The sequence below is a fragment of the Streptomyces sp. NPDC051561 genome (genome assembly GCF_044454195.1).
GTDB lineage: Bacteria > Actinomycetota > Actinomycetes > Streptomycetales > Streptomycetaceae > Streptomyces.
In genome coordinates this window covers 70,750-95,455 of record NZ_JBITDM010000009.1, presented here as the reverse complement: position 1 = coordinate 95,455, position 24,706 = coordinate 70,750, and the positions used below count along the sequence as shown (strand labels likewise).

23 protein-coding genes are annotated in these 24,706 nt (G+C 71.6%); 10 read left to right on the top strand and 13 right to left on the bottom strand.

All coding sequences use genetic code 11. The annotated features are described in order from the left end of the window. The first annotated feature begins 52 nt into the window (after positions 1–52). Both ACIA73_RS21325 and ACIA73_RS21320 read left to right on the top strand, forming a co-directional pair. Positions 53–874, top strand: a complete 822-nt coding sequence (locus ACIA73_RS21325) for an endonuclease/exonuclease/phosphatase family protein (protein ID WP_399440203.1) — start codon at positions 53–55, stop codon at positions 872–874. Next, positions 871–2,043: an amidase gene (locus ACIA73_RS21320; protein ID WP_399440202.1), complete on the top strand. Its 1,173-nt coding sequence runs from the start codon at positions 871–873 to the stop codon at positions 2,041–2,043. Before ACIA73_RS21325 ends, ACIA73_RS21320 begins: the two co-directional genes overlap by 4 nt. Positions 2,044–2,090: 47 nt before the next feature. On the opposite strand, the gene ACIA73_RS21315 is transcribed toward ACIA73_RS21320, so the two are convergent. The 3 genes from ACIA73_RS21315 to ACIA73_RS21305 all read right to left on the bottom strand — a co-directional run bounded on the left by ACIA73_RS21315 (position 2,091) and on the right by ACIA73_RS21305 (position 4,775). Next, complete coding sequence (locus ACIA73_RS21315) at positions 2,091–3,182, bottom strand: branched-chain amino acid aminotransferase (protein ID WP_399440201.1); 1,092 nt, start codon at positions 3,180–3,182, stop codon at positions 2,091–2,093. A 255-nt stretch (positions 3,183–3,437) separates the two neighbouring features. Continuing rightward, a complete protein-coding gene (locus tag ACIA73_RS21310) occupies positions 3,438–4,481 on the bottom strand; it encodes a 3-isopropylmalate dehydrogenase (RefSeq protein WP_399440200.1) in 1,044 nt (347 codons plus the stop codon). Between the two features lie 138 nt (positions 4,482–4,619). Further along, a complete protein-coding gene (locus ACIA73_RS21305; RefSeq protein WP_399440386.1) occupies positions 4,620–4,775 on the bottom strand; it encodes a hypothetical protein in 156 nt (51 codons plus the stop codon). Between the two features lie 325 nt (positions 4,776–5,100). On the opposite strand from ACIA73_RS21305, the gene ACIA73_RS21300 reads away from it, so the two are divergent. Next, complete coding sequence (locus tag ACIA73_RS21300; RefSeq protein ID WP_399440199.1) at positions 5,101–5,448, top strand: PadR family transcriptional regulator; 348 nt, start codon at positions 5,101–5,103, stop codon at positions 5,446–5,448. Further along, positions 5,445–6,194 (top strand): hypothetical protein, encoded by a 750-nt coding sequence (locus ACIA73_RS21295; protein WP_399440198.1) that lies wholly within the window; start codon positions 5,445–5,447, stop codon positions 6,192–6,194. Before ACIA73_RS21300 ends, ACIA73_RS21295 begins: the two co-directional genes overlap by 4 nt. A 61-nt stretch (positions 6,195–6,255) precedes the next feature. Here the strand turns inward: ACIA73_RS21295 and ACIA73_RS21290 are convergent, their stop codons facing one another. Beyond that, positions 6,256–6,816: a GNAT family N-acetyltransferase gene (locus ACIA73_RS21290; protein ID WP_399440197.1), complete on the bottom strand. Its 561-nt coding sequence runs from the start codon at positions 6,814–6,816 to the stop codon at positions 6,256–6,258. Between the two features lie 113 nt (positions 6,817–6,929). On the opposite strand from ACIA73_RS21290, the gene ACIA73_RS21285 reads away from it, so the two are divergent. The 3 genes from ACIA73_RS21285 to ACIA73_RS21275 are packed head-to-tail and all read left to right on the top strand — an operon-like array spanning position 6,930 to position 9,699. Continuing rightward, a complete protein-coding gene (locus tag ACIA73_RS21285; RefSeq protein WP_399440196.1) occupies positions 6,930–7,535 on the top strand; it encodes a CDP-alcohol phosphatidyltransferase family protein in 606 nt (201 codons plus the stop codon). After that, the gene (locus ACIA73_RS21280; RefSeq protein ID WP_399440195.1) at positions 7,532–8,494 is read left to right on the top strand and encodes a phosphatidate cytidylyltransferase; all 963 of its coding nucleotides are present in this window, start codon (positions 7,532–7,534) and stop codon (positions 8,492–8,494) included. The genes ACIA73_RS21285 and ACIA73_RS21280 overlap by 4 nt, the downstream gene beginning before the upstream one ends. 32 nt (positions 8,495–8,526) lie before the next feature. After that, on the top strand, positions 8,527–9,699 hold the full coding sequence (locus tag ACIA73_RS21275; RefSeq protein ID WP_399440373.1) for a lysophospholipid acyltransferase family protein: 1,173 nt from the start codon (positions 8,527–8,529) through the stop codon (positions 9,697–9,699). A gap of 28 nt (positions 9,700–9,727) precedes the next feature. Here the strand turns inward: ACIA73_RS21275 and ACIA73_RS21270 are convergent, their stop codons facing one another. The 4 genes from ACIA73_RS21270 to ACIA73_RS21255 all read right to left on the bottom strand — a co-directional run bounded on the left by ACIA73_RS21270 (position 9,728) and on the right by ACIA73_RS21255 (position 13,863). Next, a complete protein-coding gene (locus tag ACIA73_RS21270) occupies positions 9,728–11,974 on the bottom strand; it encodes an ABC transporter permease (protein ID WP_399440194.1) in 2,247 nt (748 codons plus the stop codon). Then, positions 11,971–12,657: an ABC transporter ATP-binding protein gene (locus tag ACIA73_RS21265; protein WP_399440193.1), complete on the bottom strand. Its 687-nt coding sequence runs from the start codon at positions 12,655–12,657 to the stop codon at positions 11,971–11,973. The genes ACIA73_RS21270 and ACIA73_RS21265 overlap by 4 nt, the downstream gene beginning before the upstream one ends. Positions 12,658–12,771: 114 nt before the next feature. Continuing rightward, positions 12,772–13,116 carry a hypothetical protein gene (locus ACIA73_RS21260; protein WP_399440192.1) on the bottom strand — a complete coding sequence of 115 codons (345 nt, stop codon included), beginning with the start codon at positions 13,114–13,116 and terminating at the stop codon, positions 12,772–12,774. Between the two features lie 315 nt (positions 13,117–13,431). After that, a complete protein-coding gene (locus tag ACIA73_RS21255; protein ID WP_399440191.1) occupies positions 13,432–13,863 on the bottom strand; it encodes a hypothetical protein in 432 nt (143 codons plus the stop codon). 91 nt (positions 13,864–13,954) lie between these two features. On the opposite strand from ACIA73_RS21255, the gene ACIA73_RS21250 reads away from it, so the two are divergent. Then, a complete protein-coding gene (locus ACIA73_RS21250) occupies positions 13,955–14,896 on the top strand; it encodes a zinc-binding alcohol dehydrogenase family protein (protein WP_399440190.1) in 942 nt (313 codons plus the stop codon). 136 nt (positions 14,897–15,032) lie between these two features. Here the strand turns inward: ACIA73_RS21250 and ACIA73_RS21245 are convergent, their stop codons facing one another. After that, positions 15,033–16,085: a S1 family peptidase gene (locus tag ACIA73_RS21245; RefSeq protein WP_399440189.1), complete on the bottom strand. Its 1,053-nt coding sequence runs from the start codon at positions 16,083–16,085 to the stop codon at positions 15,033–15,035. Between the two features lie 229 nt (positions 16,086–16,314). On the opposite strand from ACIA73_RS21245, the gene ACIA73_RS21240 reads away from it, so the two are divergent. Further along, positions 16,315–17,142: a DUF1206 domain-containing protein gene (locus tag ACIA73_RS21240; protein ID WP_399440188.1), complete on the top strand. Its 828-nt coding sequence runs from the start codon at positions 16,315–16,317 to the stop codon at positions 17,140–17,142. A gap of 128 nt (positions 17,143–17,270) precedes the next feature. Here the strand turns inward: ACIA73_RS21240 and pruA are convergent, their stop codons facing one another. Together pruA and ACIA73_RS21230 are read right to left on the bottom strand one after the other, a co-directional pair. Beyond that, a complete protein-coding gene (pruA, locus tag ACIA73_RS21235; RefSeq protein ID WP_399440187.1) occupies positions 17,271–18,902 on the bottom strand; it encodes an L-glutamate gamma-semialdehyde dehydrogenase in 1,632 nt (543 codons plus the stop codon). Positions 18,903–18,977: 75 nt separating this feature from the next. Continuing rightward, on the bottom strand, positions 18,978–19,958 hold the full coding sequence (locus tag ACIA73_RS21230) for a proline dehydrogenase family protein (protein WP_399440186.1): 981 nt from the start codon (positions 19,956–19,958) through the stop codon (positions 18,978–18,980). A gap of 173 nt (positions 19,959–20,131) precedes the next feature. Between ACIA73_RS21230 and ACIA73_RS21225 the strand changes: the two genes are divergently transcribed. Further along, positions 20,132–21,364, top strand: coding sequence for a PucR family transcriptional regulator (locus ACIA73_RS21225; protein WP_399440185.1), 1,233 nt, complete (start codon positions 20,132–20,134; stop codon positions 21,362–21,364). Positions 21,365–21,394: 30 nt separating this feature from the next. Here ACIA73_RS21225 and ACIA73_RS21220 read toward each other — a convergent pair whose 3' ends face one another. Together ACIA73_RS21220 and ACIA73_RS21215 are read right to left on the bottom strand one after the other, a co-directional pair. Then, entirely contained in the window at positions 21,395–22,105 is a 711-nt protein-coding gene (locus ACIA73_RS21220) for a hypothetical protein (RefSeq protein ID WP_399440184.1), read from the bottom strand. Between the two features lie 66 nt (positions 22,106–22,171). Next, positions 22,172–24,673 (bottom strand): Tox-REase-5 domain-containing protein, encoded by a 2,502-nt coding sequence (locus ACIA73_RS21215; RefSeq protein WP_399440183.1) that lies wholly within the window; start codon positions 24,671–24,673, stop codon positions 22,172–22,174. Positions 24,674–24,706 lie beyond the last annotated feature (33 nt).

Below are 24,706 nucleotides of genomic sequence, written 5' to 3'. Positions count from 1 at the left end.
CACGCCCCACGCCCGCCCAGGGGCGGCGGGTCGCGCCCTATACCGTCGGCCCATGCGCGTACTGACATGGAATCTGTGGTGGCGGTTCGGCCCGTGGGACGCCCGCCGCAAGGCGATCCTCGCCGTGTTGCGGGAGCAGCGGCCGGATGTGGTGGCGCTTCAGGAGGTGTGGGCCAACGAGGAGGAGAACCTGGCCGGTTGGCTGGCGCGGGAGCTGGGGTTCGCACACTGGACGTGGGCCCGTTTCGGCCACCCCGAGCACTGGCAGCGGCGCGTCCCGGGGGACACCTCGGACATCGGGGTCGCCATCCTCAGTCGCTGGCCGATCACCGAGGAGGCGGTGCTGCCGCTGCCCGCCGAGGGCGCCGTCGACAACGGCAGGGTGGCCCTGTACGCCTCCCTCGACTCCCCCACCGGCCCGGTCCCGGTCTTCACCACCCACCTCAACTCGGCGGTGTACGACTCGGCGGTCCGCTGCCGGCAGGTCACCGCCCTCGCCCACTTCGTCAAGGAGCGGGGCTGGAACGGTGCTTTCGGCCCCGTCGTCACCGGCGACTTCAACGCCTGGCCGGACTCCGACGAGATCCGCCTGTTCGGCGGCTACAAGACGGCCCCGCCCGTGCCGAAACAGGTCTTCGTCGACGCCTGGGAGTACGCGGACCCGGCCGCCCCCCGGGCCACCTGGGACTCCACCAACGCCTACCACTCCCCCGGCCCGTCCGCCCGCATCGACTACATCCATCTGGGCGGCGTGCGGGACAACGGCGCGGGCGCCGTGCAGGGGGTGGCCCGCTTCGGGCACGGCCCGGTGGACGGAATCTGGCCGTCGGACCACGCGGGCGTACGAGTCGACCTTGCGGAAGGTACAGAATGAAGCGCGACGAGATCGCCCGACTGGACGCGGAGACAAGGGCGTTCGTGACCCTCGCCGACCCTCCCCCGCTCTCCGGGCCCGGCCCGCTGAGCGGTGTGGCCGTCGGCGTGAAGGACATCATCCGGGTGGACGGGCTGCCGACGGGCGGCGGCTCCGCCCTCCCTGCGGACGCGCTCTCCGGCCCCCAGGCCACGATCGTCTCCCGGCTGCTGGCCGCCGGGGCGTACGTCGCGGGCAAGACGGTCACGGCGGAGTTCGCCATCCTCGCTCCCGGCCCCACCCGCAACCCGCACAACCCGGCCCACACACCGGGGGGTTCGAGCAGCGGTTCGGCGGCGGCGGTCGCGGCGGGGACGGTGCCGCTGGCCGTCGGCACCCAGACGGTCGGCTCGATGATCCGCCCGGCGGCGTACTGCGGAGTCGTCGGCTTCAAGCCCACGTACGGCCGCATCCCGATCGACGGGGTCATCCCCAACGCCCCGTCCTTCGACACGCTGGGCCTGTACGCCCGGGACGTGGCCGGCATCGCTCCGGCCGCCGCGGTGGTCTGCGACCACTGGACGCCTGCCGCCCCCACGGCCAACCCCGTCCTCGGCGTACCCGAGGGCCCCTACCTCTCCCACGCGGGGCCGGAGGCACGGGCCGCCTTCGAGAGGCACGTCGAAGCGTTGCGGGCGTACGGGTACGAGGTCCGCCGGGTTCCGGTGATGGCGGACTTCGAAGAGATCCGGCGGCAGCTGTTCACCATGAACCGGTACGAGGCGGTGCGGTCGCACGAGCCGTGGTTCGGGACGTACGGGCATCTCTACCGCCCCGAGACGGTGGCGGTACTCCGCGAAGGCTCCGGCGTCACGGACTCCGCCTACTCGGCGGCGCAGGCCCAACGGGCCGTATTCATCGACCAGTTGACCGAGGTCACGGTGGGCGCGGGGGTCGATCTGTGGGTCACCCCGGCGGCCACCGGGCCCGCCCCGGCCGACCTGACCACGACGGGGTCGTCCCTCATGTGCCTGCCCTGGAGCAACGCGGGGTGGCCTTCCCTCTCGCTGCCCGCGGGGCGGGCGGCGAACGGGCTTCCGCTCGGAGTGCAGGTGGTGGGGGTCCGGGGCTCGGACGAGCGGCTGCTCGCCGGGGCGGCAGGGCTGGAGGGTGTCCTGGCGGACGGCTGAGAGGGCGAGGGTGCGGACCCCATCCGGGGCCGCACCCTCCCTCACGGCTACGCCAGCTCGTGCATCCAGCCGCGCGTGTCCGCCACCTTGCCCGTCTGGATCTCCAGCAGCGCCTCGCGGAGGGCCATCGTGACCCGCCCCGGCCGGCCGTCCGCCGTCGTCCACTCGCCCGAGGCCGACTTCACGTGGCCGACCGGCGTGATGACGGCCGCCGTACCGCACGCGAAGACCTCCGTCAGTGCGCCGGACTCGGCGTCCGCACGCCACTGCTCGGTGGAGATGCGGCCCTCGGAGGAGGTGTAGCCGAGGTCGCGGGAGAGCGAGAGGAGGGTGTCGCGGGTGACGCCCGCGAGGAGCGAGCCCGTCAGCTCCGGGGTGACGATCTTGTCGCCGTACACGAAGTACAGGTTCATGCCGCCCATCTCCTCGACCCACTTGTGGTCGAGCGCGTCCAGCCAGACGACCTGGTCGCAGCCCTGCTCGGCGGCCTCGGCCTGGGCGAGCAGGGAGGCCGCGTAGTTGCCGCCGGTCTTGGCGTAGCCCATGCCGCCGGGGACGGCGCGGACGTAGTTCTCGGAGAGCCAGACGGAGACCGGCTTCACACCGCCGGGGAAGTAGGCGCCGGCCGGGGAGGCGATCACGAGGAAGAGGTACTCGTTGGCCGGGCGGACACCCAGACCGACCTCGGTGGCGATCATGAACGGGCGCAGGTAGAGCGACTCCTCGCCACCGTGCGGCGGCACCCAGGCCTCGTCCTGCTTGACCAGCGCGTCGCAGGCCGCGATGAAGGTCTCGACCGGCAGCTCCGGCATGGCCAGGCGGTGCGCCGACTTCTGGAAGCGCAGGGCGTTGGCCTCGGGGCGGAAGGTGGCCACCGAGCCGTCGGGCCGGCGGTAGGCCTTCAGGCCCTCGAAGATCTCCTGCGCGTAGTGCAGGGTCATGTTCGCCGGGTCGATGGAGAGCGGCGCGTACGGGACGAGCTGCGCGTCGTGCCAGCCGCGGCCCTCGGTCCACTTGATCGTCACCATGTGATCGGTGAAGTAGCGGCCGAAACCGGGGTTGGCCATGTTCGCCTCGCGCTCCGCGTCGGCCAGCGGGCTGGATGAGGGCTTGAGCTCGATCGTCAGGGGCGTCGTCATGAGTGCGTGTCCTTCACCGGTTGTCTGGGGAGGGTCGCGCCACGCCTTCCTCGTACCCGGACGTTTCCTACCGCGACCCCTGCGTTCGATTATCGCGCGGGATGGGTCGGGTACGAAATGACGCCTTATGACGTGGGGTGTGGAGTGTGAGGTGTGGGGTGCGGCCCAGGGATCGATGGTCGCACCCGGAGGCCGCACAGGAACAGCCGCCGGGTGTCGGAACCCGGCGGCTGTCTGTGAGAGGGAGTCGTCGGGTCAGCCCGCTACTCGCGCGGCGAGCGCGTCGCCGATCTCGTCCGTCGTGCGGACCACGGCGGAGTCCCGCTCGGCGAGGTCGGTGGAGACCGCCTCCTCGATGCGGGCGGCCTGGGCCTCGTAACCGAGGTGCCGCAGCAGCAGCGCGACGGACAGGATGGTGGCCGTCGGGTCCGCCTTGCCCTGGCCCGCGATGTCGGGCGCGGAGCCGTGCACGGGCTCGAACATGGACGGGAAGGCGCCCGTCGGGTTGATGTTTCCGGAGGCGGCCAGGCCGATTCCGCCGGAGACGGCGGCGGCCAGGTCGGTCAGGATGTCGCCGAAGAGGTTGTCGGTGACGATGACGTCGAAGCGCTCCGGCTGGGTGACGAAGAAGATCGTCGCGGCGTCGACGTGCAGGTAGTCCGTGGTGACGGACGGGTACTCGGCGGCGACGCGGTCGAAGGTGTTCTTCCACAGGTGGCCGGCGTAGACGAGCACGTTGTTCTTGTGGACCAGGGTGAGCTTCTTGCGGGGGCGGGCCGCCGCGCGCTCGAAGGCGTCACGGACCACGCGCTCCACGCCGTACGCCGTGTTGAGGGAGACCTCGGTGGCGACCTCGGCGGGGGTGCCGGTGCGCAGGCTGCCGCCGTTGCCGGTGTAGGGGCCCTCGGTGCCTTCCCGGACGACCACGAAGTCGATGTCCGGGGTGCCCGCGAGGGGGGTCGAGGTGTTCGGGAACAGCTTCGACGGGCGGAGGTTGATGTAGTGGTCGAAGGCGAAGCGGAGCTTGAGCAGCAGCCCGCGCTCCAGCACGCCCGACGGTACGGACGGATCACCGATGGCGCCGAGCAGGATGGCGTCGTGCTGCTTGAGCGCGTCCATCTCCGCGTCCGGGAGGGTCTCCCCGGTGCGGTGCCAGCGCTTGGCCCCGAGGTCGTACTCCTTGGTCTCCAGCTTCACATCCTGCGGGAGTACGGAGTTGAGGACCTTGAGGCCCTGGGCGACGACCTCCTGGCCGATGCCGTCACCGGGGATCACTGCGAGATTGATGCTGCGAGACATGCTGGGACCCTACTCCGCGTCCCAGTCCATGACACCTGGTGTCCGCCATGTGGACACGAACGGGTGGGGACACGGGCTGCGGAGGAGGTACGTCACCCCCGCAGCCCCGGTGGCTCTCAGTGACCCACCCCGGTGACCTCAGTGACCCGTCTCGCCACCGTTGTCCCGGCGGTCCAGCGCGCGCTGGAGTGCGGCGGCGGCCTGGCCGCGGTCGGCCGGCTCGGTGGCGCGGGAGACGTGGCGGACGCGGCGGGCGTGAGTGGGGGCCGGGCGGTTCATCGTCGTCTCGGACACGTGAAATCGACTCCTTCAGAGCATGAGGGAAAGCGCGGAACCCGTTCTCACGGGACGCACTGCATCTGTTGGCGCCGGAAAGTGGCGGGGAGCACGGCCCTGCGCACAGGACCTCGGCGCCACAGGGGTTGCCTGCTCGGGGCACCGGCTCGCTACCGCCGTTCGCTGATGGAGCGAGACGTTCGGCTTCTACAAAGCTAGGGCAGGCAGAGGCAGCTGTCTCCACAATTACTCGGACTTCCTACTATCTGAGACGCGATCATGCAGCAGGCACGACAGCACTACCTAGGTTGCATTCCTACCTAGGTAGTGGTGAAGTTGCGCCATGGCCGCAGACCGCAGATCCAGCTGGCTCAAGGGTGTCCTTGACCTCCTCGTCCTCTCCTGCCTCACCGGGGGCGAGAGCTATGGCTACGAAATCTCCAAGGCACTGGCCGGGGCGGGGCTCGGGGACATCAAGGGCGGCACGCTCTATCCGGTCCTGAACCGGCTGGAGGAGGCCGGTTACGTCGTCGGGGAGTTCCGCGCCGCCGAGCGCGGGCCCGGCCGCCGCTACTACCGGCTGACCGGCCAGGGACGTACCGCACTCGCCGAACAGACGGGCGCCTGGCTGGACTTCCACGCGTCCGTACGGAACACGCTCACCACATCGCTCGGCACGGGGGAATCATGATGACTGCGAACGACACCTACTTCGAGCGGCTGACCACCGCCCTGCGCACAGGCGGAATGACCGAGGAGGAGACCGCCGCGACCGTCTTGGACCTCATGGCGTACGTCGCCGACAGTGCGGGCGATCCCGCCGAGGAGTTCGGCGACCCGGCCCGGTTCGCCGCCCGGCTGACCGGCGGGGACCGGGTCGAGGAACCGGAGGCCGAGGCGGAGACCTGGAAGTGGACCACCGACATCTACAACGACCGCCGGCTTCTCAACCAGTACGGCGACCAGGGCTGGGAGGTCGAACGCGTCGACCGGCTGGGCCGCTTCGTCTGCCGCCGCGACCCGTCGGCCGCCCAGCGCTGGGAGTACCGCCGCGAGATGGCGAACAACTCCCGGGAACGTGCGGCCAGGACCGAGGAACTGGCCCCGGACGCGTGGGAGCCGTGCGGGCACTGGGTGTTCTACATGTACTTCCGTCGCCCGAAGGCGGCGAGCGCGGGGCCCGCGGCGGCACTGTCCGAGGTGGCGGAGGTGCCGGACAGCTGGGGGATGTTCGGCAGGCGGACCCGTCGGCTGCTCCTGATCCTGGGGCTGGCGCTGCTGGCGGGCGGGGTGGCCATGACGCTCGGCTACGGCAGGTTCCTCGCCGAACACCCCTGGGCCTGGGCGGTGTTGGCCGCCGCGGGCGTCGCGGGCGGCCTCGGCGGGTGGTACGGGAGCAAGCGGGACGTGGCCGAGGGGGTGGAGGACCGGGCATAGGAGCCTGCGTCCGGGTTCGAGGAGGACCGGGCGCAACACCCTGCGTCCTCGCCCCGCCCCCTCACAGCACGTCCCCTTCCCGCCAGTCGAAGAGCAGCGCCGCGTCCGGGTCCGGCAGGCTCCGGCCCGCGGCGGGGCGGACGTACGTCGTCCCTTCCTCCTCCGGCAGCGGTACGACGCCGATGGGGCCCAGCGCTGCCAGCGGGCCGGACCACACCTGCCAGCCGCGCGCGGCGTAGAGCGCGGCCCCGGCGTCGGAGGCGGACAGCGCCCCGAGGACGTACGCGTGGTCCACGATCTCCTCCAGGGCCGCCATGATCCGGCCGCCGAGCCCCTGCCCGCGGTGGCCGGCGCGGACCGCGACCGCCTCGACGTAACCGATCCGCAGCGAGCTGTCCCGGTGCTGGACGCGGCGCATCACCAGGCTTCCGTGGGCGAGCAGTTGCCCGTCCGGGCTTTCGATCAGGGCGTGCATTCCGCCCAGGCCGTGGTCCCAGTCCTCGTCCGAGAAGTCACCGTCGAAGGCGTCGTCGAGGAGGGCGCGGGCGGCGGTGAGTTCGGCGGGGGTGAGGTGGGCGGTGTGAGCGGTCCGCAGGGTGGGGCCGGTGGAGGAGGTGGTCATGCACAGCACTCTCGCAGGCCCCGCCCGTTCCGGTACGCCCTGACAGGTACTCAGTAGCGCTTTGAGTACCTGTGCCGTGTCGTACCGCCCCTCGCGGCAGCAGAGTTGGGCCCATGCACACGAAGACGCCCTCCACCCGCCCCTCGGGCGCCGGCCTCTACGCCCTGAAGCCCTGGTACGCGGCCCGGCTGTCCGGGGTGCGGGCCACGCTGGTCCGCCGCGAGGTGTCGCCGGACACGCTGACCGCGGCCGGTGTGGTGTGCGCGACGGGCGCGGCGGCGGCCCTGGCCTGGCTGCCGGCACCGTACGCGGCGCTGCCCGTCGCCGTACTGCTCGCGGCGCGACTCGCCTTCGCCAACCTGGACGGGGCACTGGCCCGCGACACCGGGCGGACGAGCAGGCGCGGGGCGCTGCTCAATGAACTGGGCGACCGCGCCGCCGACCTGATCGTCCTCGCCGGGTTCCTGACACTGGCCCCGCTGTGGCTGGTGGCCGTGGCGGGGCTGGCCGCGACCCTCCCCTCGTGGGTTTCCCTGGCGGGCGCCGCGGCGGGCGGCGAGCGCCTGAACGGCGGCCCGGTCGGCAAGACCGAACGCTGCCTGCTGGTGGTGGTCGCCGCCGCGGTACCCGGGTGGGCGGTTCCGGTGCTCGCCGTACTGGCAGCCGGTTCGGCACTGACCGCCCTCGCCCGGTGCGTACGCCTGTGGAGGTCGCTGTGAGCGCGCGGGTGCCGGTGATCGTGGCCGGGGTGCTCGCCCTGAGCGGTCTCGCGGTGGCGGCGATCCCGGCCCGCGTCGCGATGCGCACGGAACTGCGCAAGCGGTGGCGCACCTGGGCACTGGCGGCCCCGGTCTACCTGGGGGCCCTGTGGCTGGGAGCGGCGGGCGCATATGCGCTGGCGGCGGGGCTGGGGGTGATCGCGGTGACGGAGTACGCGCGGATGACGGCGGTGGCCTCCGCCGGACGGGTGGGGGCGGGGGCCTCCGCCGGACGGGTGGGGGCGGGGGCCTCCGGTGGACGGGTGGGGGCGGGGGTACGGGGTTCGGCGGTCGCGGACGCACGGGAGGCGACGGTGGCCTCCGGCGACCTGCTCGTGCTGGTCGCCGCCGCGCTCGTGCTGCCCGCGCTCGCGTGGCTGGCGCCCGGGGTGCTGGACGTGCGGGCCGCCGCGTTGCTGCTCGTGGTGGCCGCGCTGCCCGCGGTGCTCGCTGGGGACGCCGAGCGTGGCTTCACGCGGACCGCACGCAATGCCTTCGGGATGCTGTGGATTCCGGTGGCACTCACCGGGCTGGTGCTGCTGGGTGAGGGCACCGCGATGGCGGTCGGCCTCGCGGTCGCGCTCGGGGATGTCGGCGCCTGGTGCGGTGGGACCGCGCTGGGGAAGCGCGGGGTGCTCGCCCGGCCGCTGTCGGCCCTCTCACCGAACAAGACCTGGGCGGGGGTGGCCGGATGTGCGGCCGCAACCGCCGCAGCGTTGCTGGCAGTTGGGGTGTTCACCCCGCTGCTCTGGGCCGCCGTCCTCCTCGGCTGCCTGCTCGGGGATCTGCTCGAATCCATGGTCAAGCGGGAGTCCGGGGTGAAGGACGCGGGCAGTTGGCTGCCCGGGTTCGGCGGGCTGCTCGACCGTATCGACTCCCTGCTCCTTGCCCTGCTGCTCGCGATGGTGGTGACCCTGTGAGTTCCGTCGGCACGTCCACGACCGCACCGGTGATGCGGGCCCCGGCCCCCTCCCGCGTCCACTCCCTGCTGCGCCGCGCCCTGTGGTGGAGCGTCCTCACCCTCACCGGCGGCGTCGAACGCCGCGGCCACCTCCCGCGCGGCGGCTGCGTGGTCGTCGCCAACCACTCCTCGCACGCCGACACCGCCGCCCTGCTCGCCGGTCTCGACGCCCGGCACACCCCGGCGATCGGCGCGGCCGCCGACTACTGGTTCTCCTCGCCCTGGCGCAGCCGCGTCTGCCGCCGCCTCGCGGCCGGATTCCCGGTGCGCCGCAAGGGCGGCGGTCTCGACGACCTGCTCTCGATGAGCGACGAACTCCGGTCCGGCCGCGCCGTCGTCCTCTTCCCCGAGGGCACCCGTGGCGACGGCGAGGTCGGCTCCTTCCACCGTGGCGCACTGCTGCTCGCCGAGCGGGCCGGCGTCCCGGTCGTCCCGGTCGGCATCGCGGGCACCAACCGCCTCCTGCCCAAGCATGGACGCCTGCGCTCCGCCCTGGTCCGCATCCGCATCGGCGACCCGCTCCCCGCCTCCAGCACCCCCGAGGAGGCCCGTGCGGCGGTGGCCGCGCTCCATCAGCGTACGAACGCGGAATCCCTGCGCGATTCGGTCGTACGTCGCCGGGTGGCGGCCGTCGCAGCCTCCCGCCGGGGCCTGGCGCTCGGCTTCGTATGGGCGGGCGCGGAGGCACTGAGCTGGCCGCTGATGCCGGAACTCCTCCTGGCGGTGGCCTGCGTCGCAGCCCCTCGCGCGGCCCTGAAACTCTCCCTGACCGCACTCGCCGGCAGCCTCGCAGGCAGCCTCCTCGCCATCCAACTCGCCTCCTCCGGAGTCGAGTTGCCCCGGCCCCTCACCACCGCCCGGATGCACACGGAGGTCGCCGCCCAGATCGCCACCGAGGGCGCCCGCGCCGTCCGCCACCAGCCCTGGAACGGCATCCCCTTCAAGGTGTACGCCGCCGAGGCGGGCCGCGCGAAGGTCCCGGTCACCGACTGGCTGGCCGAGGCGGCGACCGCACGCGGCACCCGCACCCTCACCGTCGGCCTGGCCTTCGCCGCCTTCGGCCTGCTGATGCGCCGCTGGCGCAGGCTCTACCCGGGATACCTGATGCTGCTGGGACCGGCCTTCACGGCAGGACTGACACTCGTCGTGCTGTCCTGGAGGTGAGCCAGGAGCGGTGCCACGTCCGCCTCCTTCACTCGCCGCGGGGCCGCCAGGTCAAGGCCTGACGAACGGACACGCGCGCGCCCCACACCCAACCGCCGACGCCGATGAGCAACGCCGCGGCGGCGCATCCGGCCAACAGTGCGTGGGAGAGGTACGAAGCGCCGGCTCGCGTCTGCGGGAGCGCGAGCCAGGAGCCGACGACGGTCCCCACCAGGCCGGCCAGGGCCAGCGGGACAAGGATGCTGTGGGCGGCGGTGGACCAGTAGACACGCGGGTTCCCGGTCAGCACGGCCATCGGTGCCAGTGCGCGGCCGTGCCGAAGGAACTCCGCCAGACCCGCGAACCCCGAGGCAGCGCTGAGCACGGCGATGCCGACGAGGCCGAACAGGGTGAGCCAGTCTCCTTGGTGCTGGTTCACTTTGCTGTTGGTGAGCCAGGTCCCGCCGACCGTGCCGACTTCGGCCCCCATGGGGAAACTCCGGTAGGCCTCTCGCTTGATCTGCGGCACGGAGAGGTCCGCCGCACCGCGGTCCACCAGCACGGCCTGCTTGAACCTTTTCCCCTCGGGCTCGGCCAGGGAGGTCACCGGATCCGTCTGCACCACGCTCACCTCCCCCCTGCCTCCGGTGACCCATCCGACGAGTTCGCGCAGGCGCGGGTCGGCGGGGCTGCTCGTCAGACGCGACGGCGCGGACGCGCACTCCAGCTTGAGAGCCAGCAGAGCGGGACACCGCCCCCGTACCGTCAGACGGTCCCGGCCGGGTTCGAAGGCCAGGGAGACCATCGCCACCTCGGTGGGGAGCGAACGGACGAAGGCCGTCAACTGACCGGCGGTGGCGGCCCGCGGCTCGACCACCAGGGCCGAGGAGCCGATACGGTCCACCGTTGCCTGTGCCGCCACGGCGCTGCGCCCCAACTGCCCCTGCCAGGCGACCACTTGGAGGAGCAGCCCGATAGCTACCACCACCCCGGCCGTCATCCGGGCCAGCGGACCCGGATGCGTCGCGGCGCGGCGGCCCGCGATGACCTGCCCCGGTCGGCCATGGCGTCGCCCCAGCTGCGCCAGTCGGCTGCCCCCAGCACTGACCAGAACAGCGACGGCGGCAGGAAGGGTGGCCAGGGTGCCGGCCACGCCGATCCAGTTGGTGAGGACGTAGGCAGCAGTACCGGGAGTGAAGAGGTCCGGTCCGCGTACGGCGAGAAGCAGGAGCAGCGGGCACGCCACGGCCCACTTCACCGGGGACCGGCGGGCGCCCCCGACCCGGGTGTGGGCCGTACGCCTTCCGCCGGTCGCATCCATGAGGACCACCACCGCCAGCACGGCGACCGCAGCCGCGAGAACTGTCAGCAGCAACGCCCACCACCAGCCGCGCGGGTCGGCGGCGACCAGCACGTGCCCGGTCCGGGGCAGCCGGATGTCGACCACACATACGGTGGCCACGGCGACCAGGGCGAGCAGGGTTCCCGCGATGACGGGCCGCAGTGCGTCACCCAGGACGAGGACGGCCCTCGCGCGGGGCGTGGCGCCGAGCACCGCGACCAGGGCGGTACGCCGGTCCCTGGTGTGTGCGCCTGTTCGGGCTGCCACCGTCAGCAGCACCGCGGCGGGCAGCAGGAGGACCAGCCCGATCATGGCCAGGAACAGCAATTCGGGTTTGGCGTAGTCCAATTGGCCCACGCTGTAGAACGCGGGCCCGGCGGCCGGCCCGTACCCGGTGACCGGCCTGACGTTCGCTCCCGTCGCCGGCACGCGCGGCACGACGTACGCGAAGAGTTCATCGGGCGACTGCAGCCCCTCGGCTGCGATCGTGCCCACCGCGGTGCCGTACCGGGTGGTGACGTCGTGGGCCGCGTGGTGATCCCGTAGCGCCGGCGACAGCACGGCCTCACCCGGGCGTGGCCAGCTTCCCAAGCCCGGTGGCAGGGGTGCGTCCTCGGTCAGCCGGGTGAGGAAGACCACCTGAAAGGGGCCGCTTCCCGGCACCGAGTCCCCGGCGACGCTCCACGTCGCACGCGCCGGACTGCCGGGCACGTCCTCCTGGAACACCGGGGTGCGCGCCGCACCACGCGCGGCCTGCCCCTCGTACGTGGCGTGCACCACCACCAACGAGGCCAGCGCCAGCGCCATCAGAGCGGTTGCCGCGAACAGGGCGGCATATCGCACACGGCCCGCCTCGGACCGGCGGCCCGCGGCCGCACCGACGGCGAGCAGCTGACGCGTCAGCCCGCGCGCATTCGTGGACGCCTGCGCACTCGTCGCCCCGTGCGCACTCATTGAACGGCCACCTGCCCGCCCAGCGCGGGAACGAGCGCGCCTGCGCTCAGCGCCAGGGTGCGGTCGGCCCGGCCCGCCACAGCGGGATCGTGCGTCACCAGGAGGAGGCCACAGCCGTACCGCCGCGGCATGTCGAACAAGGTGTCCGCCACCTTCTCCTTCGCCGCCTCGTCCAGGGCGCCGGTGGGCTCGTCCGCAAGGAGCAGCGTCGGCGAGTTGATCATCGCGCGAGCCACCGCGACCCGCTGCCGCTCGCCGCCGGACAGCTCTTCGCTGGACTCCGCGAACGGCACGCCCAGGCGGGTCAGCAGTGCCTGCGCCCGTGTGTACGCATCCTTGCGTCCCACCCCTGCGAGCAGGGCCGCGAGCGCGACGTTGTCCGCGGGCGAAAGCTCTGACAGCAGTTCGCCGAACTGAAAGACCATGCCGATGTGCCGGGCACGATGCCGGGCCAGGGCCGCACCCCGCAGACCCGCGAGATCGGCCCCGCTCACCTCGACGACACCACCGGAAGGACGGATCAGCCCCAGTGCGCAGGACAGCAGGGTGGACTTGCCCGAGCCACTGGGTCCCATCACCGCGACGGACTCCCCCGCCGAAACCGCCAGCTCCAGCGACGCGAACAAGGACCGGCCGGCCACGTCGTACGTCAGCCCATTGATGGACAACACCTTCTCGACCACTGCACCCCACTTCCGACGGGCCTGCTGTTCCCGGTCTCGTACGGACCCCGAAAGGGGCGACGCGCAGGCTGCGTCGCCCCGCTGCGCCCTGCGGCCGATCCCGCCGCAGGACCGCTACCGGTAGGACCACGCAGAGCAGTCGTCCGGGTAGAAGTCGACCTCCTGGCAGGCCCGCAGCGCGCGCACGTAGTTGGCTCTGTTGTCGGGGCTGACCACGGTCGTACCGACACCGCTCTTGTTGCGCAGTTCGAGCCAGTTGGTGCTGCGGCGGTGGTAGTCGGCGTACACCTCGTCGCCGTCCGCCCAGTAGTCCTTGACGGCGAGTTGCCCGTTGATGTTGCCGTGACTCCAGGCCACCGCACCATCCTGCATGCCGTACATCTCACCGGCCACCGCCGGAGTGGCAGCGAGCAGCGCAGCCCCGGTCACAGCCAGCACCACGATCTTCTTGAGGTTCATGGTCATTCCTCCCTTGTGCGCGAATCCCCTCTGGATTCACCCAGGTTGGCGCGCCACAAGGTGTCAGCTGGAGTCCGGGCGTGCACCGGGGAAGGCCCACCCCTGGCTGAGAGGAGCACTGTTCCACGGCGGGTTCAGCCAGGGCGTTCGCAGCCGACCGAGAGCACTCGTACACCCGGAACAGCGGCGGAATGAGCGGATCAGCAGGGGAAGGGGCCGCCGGCACCGGGCGACGCCCCTCAGTTCATTCCTGTGTGCGCGCACGCGTGAATGGCTGGTTCGCACCGCAGGCCCCGCACCCGTCGCCGCCCCGGCTCATCGAGCTGCCCCGGCGCTGAGGTGTACGGCGGCCGGGTAACGGCCAGGCGGATCGCTGGGCCACAACTTCACCTCTGGGCAGCGGAGTTGCCCCTCCAGCGCCTCCAGCGCCTCCAGCACCTCCTCCTGCGGGTAGCCGAGCACATCCACCCCGTCCAGTACCACCGGTACGGCGGCGGGCGCGTCCGGCAGGCCCGTCGCACGTTCCAGGTGCACGGTGCCGAGTCCGCCCGCACGCACCCCGCCGACCAGCAGGTCCAGCCCTTGGTACGTCGCCCCGAACGACCACTCCAGTCCGCACACCCAGGCCTCCCGCACGTCGCAGAGGGTGGCCACCGCCCACTGGGCGTCGCGCTCGGCCATGCCGAAGGTGAGCGTCCCCGCGCCGAGCGGCAGCACCAACCCGCGTCCCGGCAGGATCTCGAACATGCGGCCGCCCTCCCCTGTTGCCCCTCCCCCGTTGTCCCCATCCCACCCCACACCCTTCCCGTCCCGCACCCCGGCCCCCCAAACTCTGCCCATGACTTCACCCCGCATGAAGCACTACCTGCACCGCACTTTCGGTGGACCCGAGGTCCTGGAGCTGGTTGAGGGGGACCGCCCGGAGCCCGCGCCGGGCGAGATCCTGGTCCGCGTGCACGCGGCGGGCGTCAACCCGGTGGACGCACTGACCCGGCAGGGCCTCGCTCCGCTGCCCGGTGATCCGCCCTACTTCCCCGGCTGGGACTCCTCCGGCGTGGTCGAGGGGGTCGGGAACGGTGTCACCCGGTTCCGTACCGGCGACGAGGTCTTCGGGATGCATCCCGGCGGGGCGTACGCGGAGTATCTGACCGCGCCCGCCGACGCCTTCGCGAAGAAGCCCCCGCAGCTCACCCACATCGAGGCGGCCGGCGCCCCGGCCGCTGCCCTGACCGGCTGGCAGGCCCTGGTGACGCTCGGCCAACTCCAGCCGGGGCAGAAGGTGTTGGTCCATGCGGCGGCGGGCGGGGTCGGTCACCTCGCCGTCCAGATCGCCAAGGCGCGCGGGGCGTTCGTGTACGGGACGGCGCGCGCCGCCAAGCACGAGTTCCTGCGCGGTCTCGGTGTCGACGAGCCGATCGACTACACCACGGACGACTTCGTCGCGGTCGCCAGGGACGTGGACATCGCCCTGGACCTGATCGGCGGCGAGTACGGGCCACGCACCCTGGCCACGCTGCGTCCCGGCGGGCTGCTGGTCTCGGCGATCGTGTGGAATCCGGGCTTCGGCGAGGACGTCCCCAAGGTGACCGGGGTGCGTTTCGTACCGCTTCTGGTGGCCGCGAACGGCGATGAACTGACCGAGATCGCCAGCCTGTTGGCGGACGGCCGGGTGAAGGTGCACGTCGATACGGTGCTTCCGTTCACGGAGGCGGCGAAGGCGGCGGAGTTGCTGGAGACGAAGCGGACTTCGGGGAAGATCGTGCTGGATGTGACGGCCTGAGCGTGCCGGGGAGGCCGAGGGCGCCGGGGGCGCCGGGCGGGTGATTCCGCCCGGCGCCGTACGGGCTGCATCAGTGCGGGCTGTTTCAGTGCGGCCAGCATCAGTGCGGGCCGCCTCAGTACGTCGGCGGCGCGTGTCAGTACACGCTCACGCCGTACGCCGACAGTGCTTCCCTCACCGGCTGGTGGATCGCCGAGCCGCTGGTCCCCGTGCAGCCGGAGCTGCCGGAGTGGATGCCGAGGGCGACCGTGCCCGCGAAGTGCGCGCCGCCGCTGTCGCCGCCGGCCGAGCAGGCGGTGGTGCGGACCATGCCGTAGACCGCGCCCGAGCCGTAGTTGACGGTGACGTTCACGGCGGTGACGGTGCCGCTGGTGACCTTGGTGGTGGAACCGCTCTTCTTGAGGGACTGGCCCACTACGGCGTTGGCGGCCGAGGAGATCTCCTGGGACGAGCCGTTGTAGAGGTTCACGGTGCCTGCCGGGCTGGAGCCGTTGGTGTAGCGGACGAGGCCGTAGTCGTTGGTGGGGAAGCTGTAGCCCTCGTCGACGCCGACGGCGGCTCCGCCGGAGGTGGCCGACCACTGATCGGCGATCTCGTTGCAGTGGCCCGCGGTGACGAAGTAACGGGCGCCGCCCTTCTGGACGTTGAAGGCGGCGGAGCAGCGCGAGCCGCCCCCGTAGATGGCGTCGCCGCCCAGCACTTCCTGCTTGAAGACGCCGGGCACCCGGGCGATCCGTACCGCGCCGTCGAGCTTGTCGGCGACCCCGCGCAGCCGGGCCAGGTCCCGGGCGGAGACCGAACTGTCGGCCTCCACGGCTATCTGGTTGGTACGGGGGTCGAGCCCCCAGGAGGTGCCGGTGATCTTGGCCCCGCTCTCCAACGCACCCATGGCGTCGGCGAGTTGTGCGGCGTTACGGGTGACCCTCTTGGCCGTCGCACCGGTGGCGCGGACCTTTGCGGCGGCCTCCTCGGTGGTGACCGTGACGACGAGTGCGCCGGTGCGGGCGTCCACGTACGTACCGGCGCTCTGCGCACCCAACTCGGCGCGGGATCGCGCGTCCTGGGCGTAGAGGTCGCGCGGCGCGGGGTCGGGGGCGGGGCTGCTCTCCGCTCCGGCGGGGGTGGCGCCGAAGCCGAGACCGGCGAGGAGCAGGAGGGCGGACAGGCCGGCGGTGGCGGTGCGTCTCATGGGGGATCTCCTTCGTGGGGGAGAGTGCGCGGAGGTGGTGCGCGAGAGGTGGTGCACATGCCGCGGGTGCCACAGGTGCTGTGGGGACACCCGAGGTGAATTTGACATGCCCATCACGAACCCACAAGACCGCCCACCGGAACCACCCGCGTTCGCCCGTCCTCTCCGTCGTTTCCGCACATCGGCCGGGGGCATACGCGAGCCGACGGAAAATTGGAGGCTGACCCGTATGAACGCCATGAGTGCGACCGGAACGGCAAGGCGGGCGGCCCGCAGCGACACCATGAAGTACGCGGCCAGGGCGGGTTTCACCGCGCGCGGTGTCATCCACCTGTTCATCGGGATACTGGCGCTGCAGATAGCCCTGGGTGGCGGGGGCAAGTCCGCCGACCAGGGCGGTGCGCTGAGCGAACTGGCCGAGAAGCCGTTCGGGAAGGTCCTGTTGTGGGCGCTGGGCATCGGGCTCATCGCGATGGCCCTGTGGCAGCTGACAGAGGCGCTGTTCGGCTCGGTGGGTCCGGACGGCAACAAGCCGAGGAAGCGGCTGATGGCCGGGGCCATGTTCGTTTTCTACGGCTTCGTGTCCTACTCGGTGCTGGCCTTCGCGATCGGCAGCAAGGGCAGCGGCGACGGCGCCAGTGACCAGCAGTCGCAGGACGTCACGGCCAAGGCGATGGGGCTGCCTGCCGGGCAGTGGCTGGTCGGCGTGGCCGCTCTGGTGATCGTCGGCGCCGGGGTGTGGATCGCCGTGCAGGCCGCCAGGCGGAAGTACCACGAGGAGATGAAGATCGGCGAGATGTCGCCCCGGACGCGGAAGCTGGTGGATGTCACCGGCGTCGGCGGCGGTGTCTCCCGCGGTCTGGTCTTCGCGGTGGCGGGCGGCTTCGCGGTGGCGGCGGCGGTGACGTTCGACCCGGAGAAGGCCAAGGGCATGGACGACACGATCAAGTCGTTCCAGGAGACCCCGGTGGGCCCGTGGCTGCTGGTGGTGCTGGCGATCGGGCTGATGCTGTTCGGCGTCTTCTCGTTCGCGATGGCACGGTGGCGGAAGATGTAGGAGCCTGTGTGCGAACCCCGGTCGGGTGCCCGCCGCCTGTCACGGACGCGCGGCGGACATGACACCGCCCCCGTCCGATGGGGGCCGGACGAGGGCGGGGTTCAGGGGGCTACCCCCGGGGCTGGAACTCAGCCCTGGTGCGGGTAGCGGTAGTCGGTCGGCGGGACCAGGGTCTCCTTGATGGCGCGGGTGAGCGTCCAGCGCTGGAGGTTCTGGGGGGCGCCGGCCTTGTCGTTCGTACCGGAGGCGCGGCCTCCGCCGAACGGCTGCTGGCCGACGACGGCGCCCGTCGACTTGTCGTTGATGTAGAAGTTGCCCGCGGCGTAGCGCAGCTTCTCCATCGTGCGGGCCGCGGCGGCGCGGTCGTTGGCGATGACGGCGCCGGTCAGCGCGTAGTCGGAGGCCGACTCCATCTGCTCCAGCATGGCGTCGTACTGGTCGTCCTCGTAGACGTGGATGGCGAGGATCGGGCCGAAGTACTCGGTGGTGAAGACCTCGTTGGCCGGGTCCGAGCACTCGATGACGGTCGGGCGCACGAAGTAGCCGACCGAGTCGTCGTAGGTGCCACCGGCGACGACGGTGCAGGAGTCGTCAGCCTTGGCACGGTCGATCGCGGCCTTGTTCTTGGCGAACGAACGCTCGTCGATGACGGCGCTCATGAAGTTGTCCAGGTCGGTGACGTCACCCATGGTGATGCCTTCGACCTCGGCCGCGAACTCCTCCTTGAAGCCGTCGTTCCAGATGGAGGCCGGGACGTAGGCGCGCGAGGACGCGGAGCACTTCTGGCCCTGGTACTCGAAGGAGCCGCGGGTCAGCGCGGTCTTCAGGATGGCGCGGTCGGCGCTGGGGTGCGCGACGACGAAGTCCTTGCCGCCGGTCTCGCCGACCAGACGCGGATAGGTGCGGTAGTTGGCGATGTTCTCGCCGACCGTCTTCCACAGGTGCTGGAAGGTCGGGGTGGAGCCGGTGAAGTGGATGCCGGCCAGGTCGCGGTGGGTCAGGGCGACCTCGGAGACGGCGATGCCGTCGCCGGTGACCAGGTTGATGACACCCTTGGGCAGACCGGCCTCTTCGAGGAGCTGCATCAGGAGCACGGCGGCGTGCGTCTGGGTCGGGGACGGCTTCCAGACGACGACGTTGCCCATCAGCGCCGGGGCGGTCGGCAGGTTGCCCGCGATGGCCGTGAAGTTGAACGGCGTGATCGCGTAGACGAAGCCTTCGAGCGGGCGGTGGTCCAGACGGTTCCAGACGCCCGGGGAGTTCGCCGGGGGCTGCTCGGCGAGCAGGTCACGGGCGTACTTGACGTTGAAGCGCCAGAAGTCGACGAGCTCGCACGGGGTGTCGATCTCGGCCTGCTGGGCGGTCTTGGACTGGCCGAGCATGGTGGAGGCGGCCAGCGTCTCGCGCCAGGGACCGGCGAGCAGCTCGGCGGCGCGCAGGATGATCGCGGCACGGTCGTCGAAGGACATCGCGCGCCAGGCAGGGGCGGCGGCGAGCGCGGCGTCGACGGCGTCCTGCGCGTCCTGCTTGGTGGCCTGGGCGCCGGTGCCGATGACGGCCTTGTGGTTGTGCGGCTGTACGACGTCGAAGCGCTCGCCGCCACCCATCCGCTTCTCACCGTTGATGGTCATCGGGAGGTCGATGGGGTTCTCGGCCAGCTCCTTGAGCTTGGCTTCGAGGCGGGCGCGCTCCGGCGAACCGGGGGCGTAGGAGTGCACCGGCTCGTTGACCGGGGCGGGGACCTGGGTTACGGCGTCCATGGTTTCCATAGCTCCTTGCGTCAAGGGTTCAGTCCTGGGGTGCGGACTGGCGGTCGGTGGTGGCGCGGAAGATCGTCAGTTCTTGGTGATGATCGAGCGGCCGAAGAAGAGCAGGTTGGCCGGCTTCTCGGCGAGGCGGCGCATGAAGTATCCGTACCAGTCGGTGCCGTACGCGGTGTACACGCGCATCCGGTGCCCCTCGGCGGCCAGCCGGATGTGCTCCTCGCTGCGGATGCCGTACAGCATCTGGAACTCGTACTCGTCCAGCTTGCGCCCGGCGCGGCGGCCGAGTTCCTGCGCGATGGCGATCAGGCGCGGGTCGTGGGACCCGATCATCGGGTAGCCGTCGCCCTCCATCAGGATCTTCATGATCCGGACGTACGCCTTGTCGATCTCGCCCTTGTCCTGGATGGCGACCGACGCGGGCTCCTTGTAGGCACCCTTCACGATGCGCACCCGGCTGCCCGCGGCGGCCAGCCGGCGGGCGTCGTCCTCGGTGCGGAAGAGGTACGCCTGGATGACGCAGCCGGTCTGCGGGAAGTCCTTCCGCAGCTCCTCGTGGATGGCGAACATCGAGTCGAGGGTGGTGTGGTCCTCGGCGTCCAGGGTCACCGTGGTGCCGATCGCGGCGGCGGCCTCGACGACGGGCCGGACGTTCGCGAGGGCGAGCTCGTGGCCGCCCGGGAATCGAGGGTCGAGCCCGGAGGGCTCTCCGTTGAGGGTGGCGGCGGGCGACGGGAGGGACTGTCCGAACATGGAGAGCTTCACGGACATCTCGGCCTTGGTGCCCAGGCCCAGGTCCCCCAGGTGCGCGATCAGGTCGAGGTACGCGTCGCGGGCGGCGTACGACTGCTCGGCGGTGGTGATGTCCTCACCGACTACGTCGAGGGTGACTTCCAGGCCCTTGTCGGTGGCGTCCAGGACGATCGGCACCACGTGCTCGACGGTCTCACCGGCGATGAACCGGCTCACGACCTGTTTGGTGCCCGGGGCAGCCGATACGAAACGGCGCATCTGGTCGCTGCGCGAAGCGGCGAGGATCACGGGACCCAGCACGGGGCACCTCCACGGATTTCAATCGAAGGGGCCGTGACCAGGCCTTTTGTGACAGAACTGGGACGGCACGGATAACCACGGTGAAATCTAGGTTTCGGGCCGAGCCTTCACTATCGACAGCTGTCACGCATCCGCGCTCCTCGCCTCATACAAATGTCTGAAGCGATGCGAGAATGGGTCGCGTGAACGCCGATTACCAAGACCTGGTCGATGAGATCTCCGCCCTGCTGGGTGCCCCCGCGACGCTTGAGGACCGCGATTTCCGGCTGATCGCGTTCGGCGCGCACGACAGCGAGGACGCGGGCGCGATGGATCCGGTCCGCACCCGCTCGATCCTGACCCGCCGCTCCACGGCGGAGGTCAAGGCCTGGTTCGAGCGCTTCGGCATCGCGACGGCCACCGAGCCGGTGCACATCCCGGCGGACCCGGCGGCGGGAGTGCTGCGGGGGCGGCTCTGTCTTCCGGTACGTCACCGGGGCCAGGTCCACGGATATGTGTGGCTCCTCGCGGCGGACGACCCCGCCCCCGCCTTCCCGGACCCGGTCCTCGACGCCGCCATGTCGGTGTGCGCCCGGATCGGGGCCCAGCTCGCGGACGAGGCCAGGGCGCGCGCGGACCTGGGCCCGCATCTGCTGACCCTCCTGACCACGGAGTCCGACAACCGCAGGGAGGCCGCCCTCACCGCCCTCGCCGGCCCCCTCGGACCGGGCGGCCCGTACGCCCTGCTGTGCATGGCCCCCTGGACCTCTCCCGCCCCCGGCCTGCGTACGGTGCCCGGTGCCTCGGCACTCACCCTGGTCCCGGTACCGGGCGCCGCCGGACCCCGGCTCGCGGTGCTGGTCCGGCTGGGGGCCTCGGCGGACCTGGGCCCGGGACGCCAGGCGGCGAAGACCCTGCTGGCGAACGCACAGGGGGGCGGGGCCGCGGGTCCGGGCGGTAACGGGAGGCCGGGCGGCCACGGGAGCGGGTCCTCAGCCCCGCCCCCCGTCTGCGCCGCAGGCATCGGCACTCCCGCCCGTGCCCTCGCCGACCTCCCCGCCGCCTGGCGTGAGGCCTCCGCCGCCGCCCGCGCCGCGCTGGCCCGCCCGCACCTCGGCCCGGTCGCGGAGTGGTCGGCGATCGGCCCGTACCGCCTCCTCGCCGCCCTCCCGGACAGCGGCCCCGGCCACCCGGTGGACCCCGCCGTCGCCCCGCTCCTCACCCCCGCCCACACCGAACTCGCCCGCACCGCCGAGGTGTTCCTCGACTGTGCGGGCCAGGCCGGCCGCACCGCGACCGCCCTCAACATCCACCGCCAGACCCTCTACTACCGCCTGTCCCGGGTGGAACAGCTCACCGGCCTGGACCTCCACGAGGGAGAGGACCGGCTGCTGCTCCACATGTCGCTGAAGGCGGCCAAGCTGTAGCCCGCGCGCTTCGGTCTTCTCGCGACGCGTTCACAGCAGGCTCCGGTCCATGGGGTGCGGGAGAGGCTCCAGGGCGCCCGCTTCCCGTAGCCGCAGATAGGCGGCTGCCACGGTGTCGGCGGCGCCGGGCGGGGCGATGTCGAGAAGGACCCCCAGGGAAGGCAGGGGGGTGCGCTCCGCCTTCAGATCGTCCGGGACCAGCGCCGCGCGGGCCGGTGACAGGAAGCCGACCCGGCCCACGCCGGGCTCGGCGACGAGTGCTCCCGCCTCCTCCAGAGCGTCAAGTTCGTCGTTGTCGACCACATCCCCGAAGTCCGGATGCCACAACTCCGCCACCGCACCAAGCAGTTCGGCCTCCGGGACGATAGCCCCGTCGGGGGCGCCGACCTTGATCAGCATTGCCTGCAGCAGGCTTGGTGATGCGCCGCCGGTCCGGCCGGTCACCGAGACCCTCCAGCCCGTCGCGGCCGAGGCAACCAGCCTGGGTCCAACTCCGGTCCGCTCGGTCCAGCCCTCGCCCGCCTCCTCCTCACGCAACACCGCGAGGAGGGCCGCTTCGTCGGCCGCGAACTCCACGTCCTTCCCGTCGTCACGGATCAGCAGCCACCGCACACCGTCCGCCTCGCTCCAGGCAGCGGGAAGCAGCGTGGCGACCGCGTCGAGCGTCGACTTCCAGAGGACGGCAAGTTCCTCCAACGGCTGCCGGCGTGGACCCCAGAATCCCCGCACCATTCGATCCATCCGATGCCTCCACTCTCGCTGTCCGTGCAGCCGTCGAACATGTCGCCGACTCCGTTACCAGGCAGGTTAGTCAAACGCATCGGGCTTCTTGGGGCCTCCCGGCTTCGCCTTGTTCCAGATGACCTTGATCTTGAGCCCCTCCTCCCTGAAGGCCTCCTTGGCAGCCTTCGCCGCGGTCTCGTTGGAGAAGTGCCATTCGATGGCGCGGCCACCGGCCGCGTCGACCTGCCGTTGGGCCTCGTCCACGAACTTCTTTTTCCCGTATGTGGTGAGTTCGCCGGTTTCCTGGTTGACGAACTTCTTGTTCTTCCCGTAACCGTTCTTGGCCTCCAGGAAGGTCTGCCGCGAGGAGTCCCAACCGTCGTACTCCACCGGAGGCTTTCCCTTCTCCGGGTGCGGGACGATGTACTCGTGACCCCGGTTCGTGCCGGTCACCTGTTCCTGGTAGCGCAGCCAGGACTCGTTCTTCTGGAGCGGCTTGGGGTTGCGGTCGCGCGACGCCCAGTAGCCGTCGCCGAGGTCCGCCGAACCCAGCTTCGGGGTCTTCAGGTCGGCCATCCAGTCGGGCTTCTGGAAGTTGCGCGGATCCTTGGTGTCGCCGTGCTCCGGCTCGGGCCACTCCTTGCGCTTCGCCGCGGACTTCGCCGCGCGGCCGGGCTCCTCCGCGCGCTTCTTGGCCACCCAGGCGTCCCGCTCAGCCTTGCGGGCCTTCTCCGCCTCCGCCTTGGCTGCCGTGTCGCAGCCGTCGTCGGCGAGGTAGCGGAACCTCGGGGCGGGACCCGCCGCGATCAGTCCCGTACCGGAACCCGGTACTCCACCGAAGCCGGGGACTCCGCCGGAGCCCGGTCCGCTCGCGATCGAGCAGCCCGTGTTGCGGGCCCGTTCCTCCGCCTTGTCGGCGGCTTCGTCGGCCTCCTTGGCTGCCTTGCGGGCGCCGTCGACGTCCCCCGCGTCGGCGGCCTTGCGGGCCCGCTTCGCCGCGTCGCCCGCATCGCCGGCGGCCTCCGCCGCCTCGGCGATGCCCTTCGCGGTCTTGCCCAGGTGGGAGAACTTGCCGACGACCTTGGCGACGTCGTAGCCCGGGATGAAGAGCGAGCCGACGTTCCAGACGACATCGGTGACGGCGCGGGTCTTCTCGCCGTTGTTCCAGCGGTCGCGCACCTCGTCGCCCACGAAGAGGTCGTCGCCGACCTTGAAGGCGGTGTTCCAGGACGCCTTGCCCCAGTCGCCGATGGCACCGAGGTAGTCGCCGTCGCCCCACTTGCCGGCCGCGTCCTTGGAGTCCTGGACCCACTTGTCGCCGAGCTGGCTGCCGTAGTCGGCGATGCCGGACCAGGTCTCGCCCTTGAAGAGGTCGAAGAATCCGGTGAGGTCTCCCCAGATGCCGTCCACCACGACGCCCTTGAAGACCTGGGTGACGCGGTCGCCCGCACAGCCGAAGAAGCCCCAGCCGGAGCAGTCCTCCTCCTCGGCCTCCTTCTTCGGCTCCTCCTTCGGGGCCTCCTCGGTCTCCTCGTCCGGGGCGGGCATGTCGTCGTACGCGGCCTCGGGCTCGTCGCCCGCGTTGATCTGGGTATCGTCCCCGTCCCCGGAATCCGGGTCCCCGGAAGCGGGGTCACCGTTCTCGTCATCGACACCGCCCGCATCACCGGGCCCGCCGGTCCCACCCGGGCCGCCCGAGTCCGCCGTACCTCCGGCACCACCCGCGCCACCGGCTCCACCCGCACCTGCGGCACCGCCCGCGCCACCCGCAGCTCCGGCACCACCGGCCGCACCAGCTCCTCCGGCCGCGCCTGCACCACCGGCCGCGCCCGCACCACCGGCAGCCCCGTCCGCTCCCCCGGCTCCGCCGTCCGCCCCGCCCGTAGGCGGCTTCGCCGCACCCGGATCGCCGGCCTCACCGCCCGGCCCGCCACCCCCGCAGTTCGTCCCGCCCGTGATCGAGCAGACCGCCTGCCCGATGCTTTCGGCGATACGGCCGCCGAAGCCGGACAGCGTCAGCGCGAGCACGATGCCCGCGATGATCACCACCAGACCGGCGTACTCGGCCGTGGACTGCCCCCGGTCCCGCCGCCAAGTGATCATCCGGGGCAGTGAGAAGCGCCAGTCCCAGCGGCGTGCGGGCGGCTGGGGCCGGTCCGGACGGCCGAACCACTCCCGGCTCTCCGCCCTCGTCAGCAGCCACAACAGCACCAGCGGCACCAGCAACTGGCTGAACCCGCGCAGCGATCCGCCGCCGATGTTGGCGAGGCCCCCGAGTACCAGCCAGACCTGTACGCCGATCAGCGCGCCCCACACCCGCCGCCCGCCGACGTACATCCGCCGGGCCAGCAGGAGTCCCGCGACCCCGGGCGCAGCCCCGTACAACGCGAGCCCGAGCACCCCGGCGAACGGCCCGTCCGCCGCCATCGCGGACCCCAGGAGCCCGAAACACCCCAACAGGGTGAAGACGAAGAGGAGTTGGACCAACGCCCGGGCGGCGGCGAGCGCGCGCGGCAGCGGCGGCCGCGGAGCCCGCCCGGGACGTACCGGAACCGGGCCCACAGGTATGCCACCGACCGCAGACATGCACCACCCCAACTGCCGTTCTCCGCAAGCGGA

What these genes read in the sequence shown, in the direction of transcription:
- ACIA73_RS21250 (WP_399440190.1), top strand. Translation starts at nt 13,955, where the DNA reads ATGACTTCACCCCGCATGAAGCACTACCTGCACCGCACTTTCGGTGGA.
- ACIA73_RS21320 (WP_399440202.1), top strand. Translation starts at nt 871, where the DNA reads ATGAAGCGCGACGAGATCGCCCGACTGGACGCGGAGACAAGGGCGTTC.
- ACIA73_RS21255 (WP_399440191.1), bottom strand. Translation starts at nt 13,863, where the DNA reads ATGTTCGAGATCCTGCCGGGACGCGGGTTGGTGCTGCCGCTCGGCGCG.
- ACIA73_RS21275 (WP_399440373.1), top strand. Translation starts at nt 8,527, where the DNA reads ATGCGGGCCCCGGCCCCCTCCCGCGTCCACTCCCTGCTGCGCCGCGCC.
- ACIA73_RS21295 (WP_399440198.1), top strand. Translation starts at nt 5,445, where the DNA reads ATGATGACTGCGAACGACACCTACTTCGAGCGGCTGACCACCGCCCTG.
- ACIA73_RS21310 (WP_399440200.1), bottom strand. Translation starts at nt 4,481, where the DNA reads ATGTCTCGCAGCATCAATCTCGCAGTGATCCCCGGTGACGGCATCGGC.
- ACIA73_RS21220 (WP_399440184.1), bottom strand. Translation starts at nt 22,105, where the DNA reads ATGGATCGAATGGTGCGGGGATTCTGGGGTCCACGCCGGCAGCCGTTG.
- ACIA73_RS21215 (WP_399440183.1), bottom strand. Translation starts at nt 24,673, where the DNA reads ATGTCTGCGGTCGGTGGCATACCTGTGGGCCCGGTTCCGGTACGTCCC.
- ACIA73_RS21290 (WP_399440197.1), bottom strand. Translation starts at nt 6,816, where the DNA reads ATGACCACCTCCTCCACCGGCCCCACCCTGCGGACCGCTCACACCGCC.
- ACIA73_RS21300 (WP_399440199.1), top strand. Translation starts at nt 5,101, where the DNA reads ATGGCCGCAGACCGCAGATCCAGCTGGCTCAAGGGTGTCCTTGACCTC.
- ACIA73_RS21245 (WP_399440189.1), bottom strand. Translation starts at nt 16,085, where the DNA reads ATGAGACGCACCGCCACCGCCGGCCTGTCCGCCCTCCTGCTCCTCGCC.
- ACIA73_RS21285 (WP_399440196.1), top strand. Translation starts at nt 6,930, where the DNA reads ATGCACACGAAGACGCCCTCCACCCGCCCCTCGGGCGCCGGCCTCTAC.
- ACIA73_RS21240 (WP_399440188.1), top strand. Translation starts at nt 16,315, where the DNA reads ATGAACGCCATGAGTGCGACCGGAACGGCAAGGCGGGCGGCCCGCAGC.
- ACIA73_RS21270 (WP_399440194.1), bottom strand. Translation starts at nt 11,974, where the DNA reads ATGAGTGCGCACGGGGCGACGAGTGCGCAGGCGTCCACGAATGCGCGC.
- ACIA73_RS21315 (WP_399440201.1), bottom strand. Translation starts at nt 3,182, where the DNA reads ATGACGACGCCCCTGACGATCGAGCTCAAGCCCTCATCCAGCCCGCTG.
- pruA (WP_399440187.1), bottom strand. Translation starts at nt 18,902, where the DNA reads ATGGACGCCGTAACCCAGGTCCCCGCCCCGGTCAACGAGCCGGTGCAC.
- ACIA73_RS21325 (WP_399440203.1), top strand. Translation starts at nt 53, where the DNA reads ATGCGCGTACTGACATGGAATCTGTGGTGGCGGTTCGGCCCGTGGGAC.
- ACIA73_RS21225 (WP_399440185.1), top strand. Translation starts at nt 20,132, where the DNA reads ATGGGTCGCGTGAACGCCGATTACCAAGACCTGGTCGATGAGATCTCC.
- ACIA73_RS21260 (WP_399440192.1), bottom strand. Translation starts at nt 13,116, where the DNA reads ATGAACCTCAAGAAGATCGTGGTGCTGGCTGTGACCGGGGCTGCGCTG.